The sequence below is a fragment of the Bacillus sp. FSL K6-2971 genome (genome assembly GCF_038006405.1).
In the GTDB taxonomy this organism is placed as follows: domain Bacteria; phylum Bacillota; class Bacilli; order Bacillales; family Bacillaceae; genus Bacillus; species Bacillus pumilus.
On sequence record NZ_JBBOVD010000001.1, the window covers coordinates 2697416 to 2709290 of the forward strand.

Sequence of the window (11875 nt, forward strand, 5' to 3'; positions counted from 1 at the left end):
ATCCGAGTAGATGATCAACTGAGAAAGAAGTGAAACGATGAAAAAGAAGTACCAGATCATTATCGATGATATAAAAAGCAAAATACTTACAGGGGATTACCGGATCGGGGAACGTATTCCAACTGAATCAAGCCTGCAGGAGATGTATCAAGTGAGCAGGCATACAGTGCGAAAGGCCATCTTAGAATTGTCGAGCGAAGGTTTTTTGCGAAGTGAGAAAGGTTCAGGCACATTTGTGACCAATCAATATCAAACAAAGCCTGCGGGACATGCGCATATGAAAACGATTGGGGTTATCACGACATACATATCCGATTACATTTTCCCTTCCATCATTCGAGGCATTGAAAGCCGATTAAACGAAGAGAACTATTCGTTGTTACTGGCGAGTACGAATAATGATGTAGAACAGGAGAAAAAAGCGCTCGAAATGATGCTGTCCTTTGGTGTGGACGGACTCATTGTCGAGCCGACGAAAAGCAATTTATACAACCCGAACATCTCGTACTACCTATCTTTTAAAGAACAGGATGTACCGCTCATTATGATCAATGCCTATTATGAGCAGTTAGAGGTTCCTTTTCTCTGTTTGGATGATGTGAAGTCCAGCTATTTAGCCACAAAAGAGCTGATCACCTCGGGACATCAGCAAATCGGCCTGATCTCAAAAACAGATGATTTACAGGGAAAGTACCGAATGAAGGGCTATATTCAAGCGCTCGGTGAAGCCAAGCTTAATTTCCTGCCTGAGCACGTCCTCTTTTTCGATACAGAATCGAAGCAGCATTTGGGGGATGATATTAAAACTTTCTTATTAAAGCATCAGCATGAGCTGACTGCCCTTGTTTGCTATAACGATGAGGTTGGATTAGAAGTTGCCAATGTATGCAGTGACATCGGTCTGTCCATTCCAGAGGATCTTTCCATTATTGGACAGGATAATTCGTATATTGCCCAGAAAAATGCCCATGTGAAGCTGACAACACTGACGCACCCTCAGGAGCAAATGGGCCGGGATGCAGCAGACTGGATGATTAAAAAGGTGCAAGGGAAGAAGAATCTCCCTCATCAAACCTTTTACGAACCTGAATTGGTTCCAGGTGAAACGATCAAACAAATGAATGCAAGAAAAAAATGAGCCCTTTTTGGAGAAGGCTCATTTTTTATATGATTAGATCTCTTCTTTAGGGGCAGGCACTGCGCATACGCCATCTGCACATGCTGCTTCAAATGAATTAGAAGCCGCTTTATCAGCTTGAGCTGCTTCTTCTGTCCAAGCCGTTTCAAGTGCACGCAGGAAGGTATCGGCTGGCTGTGCACCTGCCACTGAATATTTGCCATTGATCAAGAAAAACGGAACAGCATTGATACCAAGCTGTCTCGCTTCTTGTTCGTCTTTTCGGACATGATCTGCAAACTCTTCGCCGCCTAGAACTTGCTGTACTTCCTGCAAATCAAGACCTGCTTTTTTTGCAATATCTAAAAGGGTTTGACGATCACCAACATGCTTTCCATCTGTGAAATAAGCTTGAAACAGCTCTCCCATGACGAAATCGCCTTTTCCCATTTGACCAGCATATTGCGCCAGCTGGTGGGCATCAAAGGTGTTTGTCAACACGAGTGGATCAAATTGAAAATCGATTCCTTTCTCTTTGCCGGCCTGCTTCACCTGCTCATTCATCGCCATGGCCTGGCTGCGGCTCATCCCATATTTTTTGACGAGCATATCATGGACATCAAAATCGACCTGAGCAGGTGCATGTGGATCAAGCTCAAAGCTTTTAAACTCGATTTCTACCTGTTCCTTTTGAGGGAATTGTTCAAGCGCTGTTTCTAGTTGTTTTTTTCCTATATAACAAAAAGGACAGGCGATATCTGACCAGATTTGTACTTTCATCTTCATCTTCCTTCCGTGTTTACGCTTTTTCTTTAACGATGTAACAATTATAGTTACAACAAATCGGTTATGTCAAGATTCTGATCTTGATTGAAATGAAAAAACCTCTCCTTTTAAGAAAGGAAAGGCTTTGAAAATGACTATTCTAAATTGGCATGGTGACCGTACATTTTATGAGTGTCAAGTTCTTTTATTTCCATTAAACGTAAAATGACCGCATCGTATGTCAGAAGTAGCGCTTGCTCAAATAGCGAGCCCATTGGCTGAATGGTATGATGGCTTCCTTCCTGTTGATCCTTTGGTGCACCTGACAGTAAGATGACTTTATCCGATAGATCAGCTAGAGGTGACTCAGCAGAAAGCGTGAAAGCTGCCACTTTTCCGCCAATTGCTTTCGCCTTTTTTGCAAGGACAAGCAAAGTCTCTGTTCGGCCAGATCCGCTCCCCACAATCAAGAGATCTTCTTCAGTAAAGGAAGGTGTATTGGTCTCACCGACCACATAAGCCTTGACTCCAATATGCGAGAGTCTCATGGCAAATGATTTTCCCATCAAACCAGACCTGCCAGCACCTGCCACAAAGACCTTTCTTACAGTTAAAAGGCTTGAAACAAGCCGCTCTGCTTGATCGTCTTGAATAGCGGGCGAGTGCTCAGAAAGCTCATTTAAAATGGCTTTTACATAGTCACTGGTCTTCATGATTGTGCGATCAGCTGCTTCATTTGTGCGGCCACTTCTGCTTTATTGTCCTGGCTTGCGATACCGCCGCCGACAATGATCAAATCAGGGTTTAATTTCACGACTTCAGGTAACGTATCAAGCTTAATTCCGCCTGCAATGGCTGTTTTTGCTTGTTTGACGACTTGTTTAATGGTCATAAGGTCAGCAAATGAGTTTTGTCCAACCGCTTGCAGGTCATAGCCTGTGTGTACACAAATATAATCGACTCCTAGCTCATCCAGCTCTTTTGCCCGGCCAGCGATATCTTTGATACCAATCATATCCACTAAAATCTGTTTCCCTCTTGCTTTCGCTTCTTTCACCGCTCCTTGAATGGACATATCTTCTGCCGCTGCAAGAATGGTCACGATATCTGCTCCAGCTTCGGATGCCTGCTGCACTTCATAGCCGGCCGCATCCATAATTTTCAGATCGGCGAGTACACGTAAGTTTGGAAATGCCTGTTTGACTTCTTTGACGGCACGCAAGCCTTCGTTGATCACAACAGGTGTTCCAATTTCGACTACATCGATAGATCCTTCTACTTCTTTGATCAGCTCAATCGCTTCTGGTATATTCACTAAATCTAATGCTAATTGTAATTTCATGAACATTCACTCCCGTTTTTTCATCTCATCTTCAAGAGCTCCGTGAATAGGGCTTCTTGAACGATGAAATGAGTATAACAACAGGATGGAAGCAATCCAAGTACGCACTTTTTTTTTACATACTATACTTTTTCGCATATGGTTACAAAAAAGATACTGTCTTTCGACCAGTATCTCAGCGCGCGGACAAACCCTCGCATTCGGTGTCAGGTCTATGTTGTGATGCCGCCTTTCCTATACTGCAAAGGTTTTCAAATCACGCTGAAAAGAAGACAAAGAGCTAAAATAAAGTGATTTTAGCTCTTTGTCTACAACGGTAGTCTTTCTATTTATCATCCTTTAAAAAATTGCTGTCGAGATACTGTTTTCCCCAATCATACATCGACTCTAAAATCGGCATTAAGCTTTCTCCTAGTTCTGTGAGTGAATACTCAACCTTTGGCGGAACGACAGGATAAACCTCCCGATGCACAATATGATCTTCCTCTAATTCTCTTAGCTGATTGACAAGCATTCTTTGCGTAATCCCAGGCATTAACGACTTTAGCTCACCAAATCGTTTTGTCCCTTCTCTGCCAAGGTGCCATAAAATCAGCATTTTCCACTTACCGCCGATAATATTCAGCGTCAGCTCTTTTTCGCAATTGAACACTTTATTTTCCATACGTGATGACAACAACATACACTCCTTTGGTTCAAACCATTTACGCTTTATCATATACTGCGGCAAATTAGATTGTCGAGCATACGGTCTTCGTTATTGATTCTGTTTATTCACAAAAGACATGACAGCCTCTGTCATTTTTTGTGCTTCTTTTGGCGCTCTGTCTGATCCAAACCATTTATTCAAGTCACTGTGGCTCAGCGAATGGACCCGAAAGACAAACTTAGAACCTTTATCATGATTCAGTTTTTCTGCAAATCGGTACACCTCAGGATTTTGCCAGCCTGTAACCAAATAGACTGGAGGTACATTCTTTTGATTCATATAAGTGACAGGTGATGCCTTTGTCCAATTCTCCTCTTGTTTGCCAAAGACTTTTTTGTACGATGGGATGGCTTGTATAAATTGATTGAGGTTTAACGGTCCGTCTAGAACAACAATGGAATTGATCGTTTTTGGCGACAGTCCCACACGCTTTAAGTAAGTCGAATCTGTGGCCACCAGTGCTGTCAAATGACCGCCCGCTGAGTGACCCATGACATTGATTTTTGATGAGTCAATTTGATACTCATCTGCATGATCCTTGACCCATTTGATGGCGTTTGCCGTATCATCTGCCATCTGCTCATAGTTGGCATCAGGGTGAAGCCTGTAATTCATCGAAACAAACACATACCCTTGACCAGTAAAATAATCCGCCTTTGAAGCAACTCTATTCTTATCTCCGCCTGTCCAGCCGCCGCCATGGAGATAGATCATGACTGGGTGCTTCTTCTTTTTGTCTTCATCTTTGCCCTTTGGCATGTACATATCGAGTGTTTGCTGTTTGTTTTGTGTGTCTGCATAATGGATGTTTGTCGTCGGCTTAGGCTGGTTGAAGCGGAACACAAAGAATGCACATACCAATAAGCCAGCGATGACTGCCGCAAATAAAAACCATTTCATCATTCGATTCAATGTCATTGCACCTTTCTATGTTGGGATGGAGAAGCATGATTCGCACATATGTAGAGAGACTAGCCCGATTCATTTGAAACGACTTGTATGACTTGAACCGTTTCACAATAAAAAGAAAAATACTGTTCTTCATAGTCTTCGACAAAGTAATTGATGTTTTCCCAGCCTCTATCCAAAAGCTGAATGTCCAATAAAATATAGTCATCATTTGTTAACTCCAAATCTTTGATTTGAACAGAAGAGACATTGGTGAATTTCAGATGAATGTCTGCTTGCAGATTCGGGGAATCATATGGGATGTGTAGAACAATACAGTTGATCAAGTCGTAATGTTCATTATACTCTTTAAAGTAGTGAAATTCATTGATTTGCTTTAGATGGTTGATATTGAAATCAGGGATTTGTTTCTGGATTTTTTCATTTAGAAACCATGTCATCGTTTGTCCTCCAAGAGGTTATTGTATAAGTGCAATGATTCGTTTTCTTGTTTCTTCATGGTATTGAACATAGGAATGCAATAAAGGATACGATTCAAGGATATGTTGATACGATTTGATTTGGGGATATTGCTCTTCAAATGACTGACGCAGCACGTTTAACTGTTTTTTCGGTATTCGTTTATGATCGACCACATAACTTAAGCTGCCTGCAACAAGTGAAAAAAACATATAAAAATCATCTAAAAATATACCAGTTTCCTCTTCAAAAGAGACGATATCATCTGGATAAGCATAATCTAATAAGTATTGATAACGTTGTTTTAAATCATCGAATAAATCTTGTTTATCACGGCTGATTTTCATGGATCTTTCCCCATTCTCTGAATGTTTTTAATTCTTATTTAGACGCTAATGAGATCTTCCTATACACTGCAAATAAATTCCTGTGAGTCGAAACATACGTTTTTCGATTCTATTGCGAGTAACATCCCATTGATGTTAAATAGAAAATTTGCATTTGCTTCAAATTCTTCAAGTAGTTCATTTTTAAGGTTCCCTATCCCTTGAGGATGGTAACTGCATTCGAAAATTTGCCAATTCATCTCTTCTTGTATCAATTCTTCAAATCTATCATTACCTTCACCCCCATTATAATAAAGACTTGCCACATTCATAAATCGCAATTCATGATGCCGAGCATCATTTATTTCAGTTATACTAATGCTTATGACTAGTTCTTTACTAAAAAAATCAAATGAGAGTGCCAGTACATCACAGACACCATCTAAATAATCGATCCATTTCTCTATACTGCTAAACAACTCATTCACTCCCCTAACGTATTCCCCTATTTTTTCAGGATGAACTCTATTCTTATCTTGTCACGGAGTTTGTAAATATTCTTCAAATGAAATAAAGTCCGCTTTTTTTCGAAATTTGCTTAAGATATTCTGATCTCCTGTAAAAATAACATCTGTCGAATCAAAAAATCCGATTTCAAACACAGCTTGAGGAATAACGGGTGTATAATTCACGTTCCAATATCGTTCATTATCTTCAATTTGAGGTATTGAACTGATATTCAAATGATCTACATGACGAGGCAATGCGGTCAAAACAGCGAAAATAAAAGAATAGGAATAGTCATGTAAGAATTTTTTGAAATGTTCACCCTTCAGAAATAAAAAATCCGTATAATCTGGCATTACTTCTGAATGGGATTGATTTTGCCGATCATGAAGCATTGTGAGTGTCACATCACTTATGACCCAATGATACTCTTCTACGTTTAAATTGATTTTCTTCATTAATTCATTTACTTCGAATAAATTTTTCTCATTTGCTAATACGATTCTCATTACTTGCTCCACCTCATCAATTTAAAACATCAGACGAAACTAAAAATATTCTACACTATCAAAATCTGACCATAATCTCCAGTCAGTGTTCGTGTTTATATTTACAATGAATAACCTTATCTTCAAATACATAGAACATGTAGATATATGTAAAATTTATTATTTAGTTTTATAATTTCGAATAAGTTCTTTTCTAAAATCATCAGGAAGTTTTTGATTCGGAAATACAACTGAAATCCAATCTAATACAATCTCATCTAAAGTTCTCCACGTTTTTAACAATTGTTTATTCATCTGTTCTAATTGATGAATCGCTAATACTCCTATCTCATAACCTCTTTCGCCATAAATGATCCATTTTGCAGAAGGGGAAACCCATATCACACGTGAAGCAATATCCATCATGCTATCATTTACACTCTCTATCGGATAATCCGTTAAGAGATCAAGGTAATCACTTGGCGTGAGGTTTAATGGGATTTTCACCCAAGGATAATAACCAAAATCACGATAATAATCATCCATGCTCTTCTGCTCATCTAATACAGCCATGAGTATATAGTCATCATGATGATTCAAAGCTAAACCTTTTAACATTTCCCAGCTATCATCTGATAACAACCAATGGAATTCTTCGAATAAATAATGAGGGGGGTTCGTTTTCAACACTTGATCAGGGAATGTTTTTGTACTGTGAACGAGCGAATGAACAAACAATAAAACATGTTCAAGTTCTTTTGGATCGGATATAAACAAATGTTTCACTTTACGCTCCTTTCATATCTTCGGATGGGTCTATCATCAGTCATTAATACTCCATTTCACCGCTTTAACATGACGCATAATGAGATAGCATTTGAGTGAAATAGTCATCGAATATTTTTTGATCCTTCAATAATCCTTCAAGCCAATTTGCTAAAACAGGGTGATTCAGTGGTTTCCAGCCTTCTTTTAATAACCTATTTTGCACAGAATCTTTTGTTGATACCATCCCAATGATACAAATTTCCATATCTCTATCTGCCCAAATCGCCCACTGCAAAGAATGCGATAACCAGATCACTATGTATGAATTCGTTATGATATCATCCGCTATTGACTCTTTTGGGTGCGTCCATAGTGCATTTACATAATCCTCACCTGTAATATCCACACTCGCTTTCAGCCAATTATAATACCCAAATTCCTTCAAATAATATTCGGCTGGATCTGGTTGAAGGACTGCAGTCAAAAATTCTCTATCTTGTGTAACAGCTGATAACTCTTTTATGGTTGGTAAAATATCATCACTCAATGCCCAATCAAACTCTTGAAACAAAAAACAATCAAATGTCTTCCGGAAGACTTGTTGTGGCAGCATCTTATTTGTGTCAAACACATGGTCTACTAAATTCTTATAGAATTTGAATTCTTTTTCTGAACGAATAAATAAGTCTTCAAGCCGTTTCAAACAACTACCTCCACTCTTGTCGAACTAGTAATTTTTTAATTCTTCCTCTATATCTTCTTTTAATGTTTGAATTTCAATTGACACCGAATCATTTCGATTATAGAAAATGGACGGATTGATTCCATCTGCTATCATTCCCGGCAGCCACTCTTCTATAAAATCGTCTAAATCAATCATTTCTGGCATAGATTTTCCCCATGGTTCAATCGAACAATAAGCGGCATGCTCCTTTGTCGGCCAAAAATGAAGCTGCGTTACACCATATTCATCCTCTGACATCACCCATCCCTTCTCGTTTCTTAATGACCAAACCTCTTCAAAATCAACAATCTTTTTGATGAAATAGTCATAACGTTTTTTCGCAGGTAATTGGATGGTGGTTTCTAATTCTTTCGGATGCATGGACAAGCGTCACTCCTTTTATTTAGATTGAGCCTTAGCCATAAGAATATAGCAAGCTGATATATAGGAACTATTGGTACTTTTCTATCCAGTCATTCAAATCATCTGCACAATGCAAGTAAGAATGAGGTGAATCTTTCAAATCAATTCCACTCAAAAGAATCAACATATCCCAAACTTGATCATCGGCTATTTCTGGATCGTCTGCAGAAATGTAAATTTCAGCCCAATCAGATACTTGTTCTCTGGTAATCGTCCCCTCTAAGACTTTTCGTATTTTATTTAAACAGTCTAGCATTTTTAGTTCGTCCATTAATTACATCATTCCTTACTCAACACTCACTTCACGTTGTAAACTGCCTATATTTCATATTTGATAATATCCTCCATTGACATACCTTTAAAATATAAAGAAAGAATGCTTTTAATAGTGTATTCGCTAAGTATACCAATCGGGTTAAATATCATTTTAGCCGTTGTTGAATCAGCAATCTCTAAGTCCATAACAGGTGCAATGGAACCTTCTTTTCCCTCGCTCACGTAATAATTTCCATCTCGGTATTCCACGAATTTCAGATTTTGTAGATCCTCTTCTTTTATAAAATCTTGATTTATTTTTGTGATGACTTTCCATGAACCATTTAAAAAGCCTGTCAAACCTGAATTTGCAACAAATAGCCCATTCTCTTTTTTCATCAATTGTTTTAACTCTTTTTTTTTCTATTCTTTCATCAACGAATAAATCATAGTATTGAATTAAAATATCATCATATTGCTTTTTTCCCTCACCTGAAATGATTAAAGCATAGCTCATTTTTCCAATGTCCTCTAATGGGAGTTCAATGGTTCTATTTTAGATAAAGTTTTTGCTTTTTTAGTTGTTACTTTAATATCCATTACTTCTTTCTCATTTAAATCATCAAAATAGTGACTGCCTCCATTGTTTAAGACCGTCATGATTGTCAAAAGCGTCTCATCAATCGTTGGCTTTCTTTCCAAATGTTCCTCAGTCATTTCATAGAATTGTTCGATCGCTTCTTCAAAAATATCTAGTCCGTCATCACCAATCATGATGTTCTTTTTCTTATGTTCTTCTTCCCAAAAGCCCATTTAGAATACACTCTTTATATATTGCGTTCTTTATTTCATCAAGTGTTATGTATGCTATTCTCATTTCGCTTTATCACGATAAACGTATACTTGTATAAACTGTTTTATTTGCACGTTTGAAAAGTGCCACTTCATGATCCGTTAACCATTTAAGCTCTCTCATATGATAAGAAATTTCTTCTAAGTAGGTATCGGTTTCAGCAATTAATTTTTTATCTAAGATATTTCGTTTATTATCTTCAACTACAAGATAAAGAGTAAACTGATTTAAATCTAATTCGATAAGTGGGTGAGCTTTCTTTTTTTTATCGGGACTTAGTTTTGTTTTCCCTTTAATCTCCGCTTTATATTCCTTCTCTTTCATTTTCTTAAATGTCGCTTTGACTAGCTGACTGCCCCATTTTTTTAGTTCACACAGATAGAGCATCCCATTTTCCAAAATCTCTGCTAAGATTTTTTTCTTATTTATTGCATTTTCAAATTCACTGTAACAAAAGGGTACTTCTAGCTCATACGTATTTTTTAAAAATAGCATGTTAGGTTCTTCTTTTGAGGTACTAATTAATTTGTAGTCTTTAAAAGATCCACATATCAAAACAATAGCCTCACAATCTTTCGTTTGAAATTTCTTTTCTAATTCATATAAAAACATTTCAGTCATACAAAGGGATTGACTAGCTAAAATTCCACGATCGTCATCTGACATTAATTGTATATTTTTCAAATACACTTCTTATAAGTCTCCTAATAAAATTTTAATCACCTTGGCCTTGAATGTTTGCTTATTTTATTCCTTTGCTTTCTTTACTGCAAATGCTCTTCTTTATCTTGTTCCCATTGAAGCACCATTTCTCTTCCTTTTAGACCGGTTGAAAAAATCCTAGCTGCTTAGAAATTGAAGAATTTCTGTTGCTTCTTCATAAAGTTCATCAATTAATGGTAAAATCATTCCCCGCAAATCTGCTTCATTTTCAAATTCTATTAAATATCCTTTTTTGCTCACGAGATTATTGGATACACAAATCCAAATATCAAGATGGTCTATACAATAACCTTGATCACCTTCTTCACCATCATGAAACTCTTCGCCATTTAGATAATCTACTGAAAAATATATGGATGAATGATAACCTGCTGTAAAACAATCTGAGACTTGAATTTCTCTCCCTCTAGATTTTTTTCCATATACGAATCGTCCAAATTCAGCATTGATCGTAAACCTAAATCTTTAAATTTTGCTTGTTTTTCTTTCACTAGATTCAGTGCGATATTTGATATCTCTTTTCGATATCTGCGATAGATTCTTTGGTCAGCGTGTTTAATTTAACTTTCTTCAACTTTTCCTCCAGTATAAAACCCTCCCTAATTCCTAGAGAGGGTTTTAAATTTAATACTAAAAGTAATTCATGACATTCTTACTACTAAATTAATTTACTTCTATATAGCTTATTTTCTACCAAAATATAAAGATATTCTCCAACTACTTTGTAAGTAGGATCACACTGTGAGGGATCAATTCCATCTAAAAATAATTTCATAATAAACATTTCATCGTCAACTATTTTAAAAGCATACTGTTTATTTTCCATATTATTAAATAACAAGATTTGACTCTCAGAAACATATAGTTGGTCACAGTACCTGTATTCTTTTCTATCTAGGTGGTACATTTTCTTTTTTTGACATGACTGATTTTCAGGGTTTAAATCGTAAGAAAAAGTTGAAATAACAATTGTTTGCTCTTCTTCATAGCTAGTGTATAGTTCTGAACCTAGAGTTTGTATTGAAGAGCATTCATACATTATCCCTTTAAATTCTTCCTCAAATAACATTTCTCCTATAATTAAGTTAATACAGTAAATTCCTTTACCCTTAGGATTTAATTCATCAAATATCCCCTCTTCTGACATACCAATCCATAATAATCCATTTTCATCCAGATGAAATGTATTGACACCTAGTAAAAATGAACATATTTCTACCATATTATTTTGTTTTAAATCTAAAAAATTTATTTTACATATATAATCTTGTTCAAACACAATGACAATGGTATCGTTTATTTCTTGTATTAAATAAATATAGCTATCAGAATCAAGTTCATTTAATGATTTATTCATTATAATAATATGATCCTTGACTACTTGAAGTATTAGTTGATCATCAATAAGAAATACCTTATATATTTTCTCATCTCTTCCAACATTAAAATAAATTAGATCTTCTTTTGGAAAATCAATTACTTTCTCTGTAGTTATTTTACTTATCAA

The 11875-nt window shown here is 36.6% G+C and carries 18 protein-coding genes; 1 reads left to right on the plus strand and 17 read right to left on the minus strand.

Features of this window, described 5'->3' with window-relative positions; translation table 11 throughout:
- Window positions 1-37: 37 nt before the first annotated feature.
- On the plus strand, window positions 38-1138 hold the full coding sequence (locus tag MHI33_RS14390; RefSeq protein ID WP_065098470.1) for a GntR family transcriptional regulator: 1101 nt from the start codon (window positions 38-40) through the stop codon (window positions 1136-1138).
- Window positions 1139-1171: 33 nt separating this feature from the next.
- On the opposite strand, the gene MHI33_RS14395 is transcribed toward MHI33_RS14390, so the two are convergent.
- The 17 genes from MHI33_RS14395 to MHI33_RS14475 form a co-directional block, all read right to left on the minus strand.
- A complete protein-coding gene (locus MHI33_RS14395) occupies window positions 1172-1897 on the minus strand; it encodes a DsbA family oxidoreductase (protein ID WP_065098471.1) in 726 nt (241 codons plus the stop codon).
- 140 nt (window positions 1898-2037) lie between these two features.
- Window positions 2038-2595: a 6-phospho-3-hexuloisomerase gene (hxlB, locus tag MHI33_RS14400; protein WP_065098472.1), complete on the minus strand. Its 558-nt coding sequence runs from the start codon at window positions 2593-2595 to the stop codon at window positions 2038-2040.
- A complete protein-coding gene (hxlA, locus tag MHI33_RS14405; RefSeq protein ID WP_003216301.1) occupies window positions 2592-3224 on the minus strand; it encodes a 3-hexulose-6-phosphate synthase in 633 nt (210 codons plus the stop codon). Before hxlA ends, hxlB begins: the two co-directional genes overlap by 4 nt.
- Before the next feature lie 325 nt (window positions 3225-3549).
- On the minus strand, window positions 3550-3906 hold the full coding sequence (locus MHI33_RS14410) for a winged helix-turn-helix transcriptional regulator (RefSeq protein WP_065098474.1): 357 nt from the start codon (window positions 3904-3906) through the stop codon (window positions 3550-3552).
- A gap of 75 nt (window positions 3907-3981) precedes the next feature.
- Window positions 3982-4851 carry an alpha/beta hydrolase gene (locus tag MHI33_RS14415; RefSeq protein WP_065098475.1) on the minus strand — a complete coding sequence of 290 codons (870 nt, stop codon included), beginning with the start codon at window positions 4849-4851 and terminating at the stop codon, window positions 3982-3984.
- 53 nt (window positions 4852-4904) lie between these two features.
- The gene (locus tag MHI33_RS14420) at window positions 4905-5282 is read right to left on the minus strand and encodes a hypothetical protein (protein WP_065098476.1); all 378 of its coding nucleotides are present in this window, start codon (window positions 5280-5282) and stop codon (window positions 4905-4907) included.
- Between the two features lie 18 nt (window positions 5283-5300).
- Window positions 5301-5648: a YxiJ family protein gene (locus MHI33_RS14425; protein WP_340912128.1), complete on the minus strand. Its 348-nt coding sequence runs from the start codon at window positions 5646-5648 to the stop codon at window positions 5301-5303.
- A 59-nt stretch (window positions 5649-5707) separates the two neighbouring features.
- On the minus strand, window positions 5708-6106 hold the full coding sequence (locus tag MHI33_RS14430) for a YxiG family protein (protein ID WP_065098478.1): 399 nt from the start codon (window positions 6104-6106) through the stop codon (window positions 5708-5710).
- 60 nt (window positions 6107-6166) lie between these two features.
- Window positions 6167-6643: a hypothetical protein gene (locus MHI33_RS14435; RefSeq protein ID WP_065098479.1), complete on the minus strand. Its 477-nt coding sequence runs from the start codon at window positions 6641-6643 to the stop codon at window positions 6167-6169.
- 159 nt (window positions 6644-6802) lie between these two features.
- Window positions 6803-7408 (minus strand): hypothetical protein, encoded by a 606-nt coding sequence (locus tag MHI33_RS14440; protein WP_065098480.1) that lies wholly within the window; start codon window positions 7406-7408, stop codon window positions 6803-6805.
- Between the two features lie 64 nt (window positions 7409-7472).
- Window positions 7473-8093 carry a hypothetical protein gene (locus MHI33_RS14445; RefSeq protein WP_065098481.1) on the minus strand — a complete coding sequence of 207 codons (621 nt, stop codon included), beginning with the start codon at window positions 8091-8093 and terminating at the stop codon, window positions 7473-7475.
- Between the two features lie 24 nt (window positions 8094-8117).
- A complete protein-coding gene (locus tag MHI33_RS14450) occupies window positions 8118-8495 on the minus strand; it encodes a DUF2750 domain-containing protein (RefSeq protein WP_065098482.1) in 378 nt (125 codons plus the stop codon).
- 70 nt (window positions 8496-8565) lie between these two features.
- Entirely contained in the window at window positions 8566-8808 is a 243-nt protein-coding gene (locus tag MHI33_RS14455) for a DNA-binding protein (RefSeq protein WP_065098483.1), read from the minus strand.
- A gap of 47 nt (window positions 8809-8855) precedes the next feature.
- Entirely contained in the window at window positions 8856-9191 is a 336-nt protein-coding gene (locus MHI33_RS14460) for a hypothetical protein (protein ID WP_340912134.1), read from the minus strand.
- Window positions 9192-9323: 132 nt separating this feature from the next.
- Window positions 9324-9605 carry a hypothetical protein gene (locus tag MHI33_RS14465; RefSeq protein ID WP_340912137.1) on the minus strand — a complete coding sequence of 94 codons (282 nt, stop codon included), beginning with the start codon at window positions 9603-9605 and terminating at the stop codon, window positions 9324-9326.
- A gap of 73 nt (window positions 9606-9678) precedes the next feature.
- A complete protein-coding gene (locus MHI33_RS14470) occupies window positions 9679-10335 on the minus strand; it encodes a hypothetical protein (protein WP_265208145.1) in 657 nt (218 codons plus the stop codon).
- A 691-nt stretch (window positions 10336-11026) separates the two neighbouring features.
- Complete coding sequence (locus MHI33_RS14475; RefSeq protein WP_065098486.1) at window positions 11027-11875, minus strand: hypothetical protein; 849 nt, start codon at window positions 11873-11875, stop codon at window positions 11027-11029.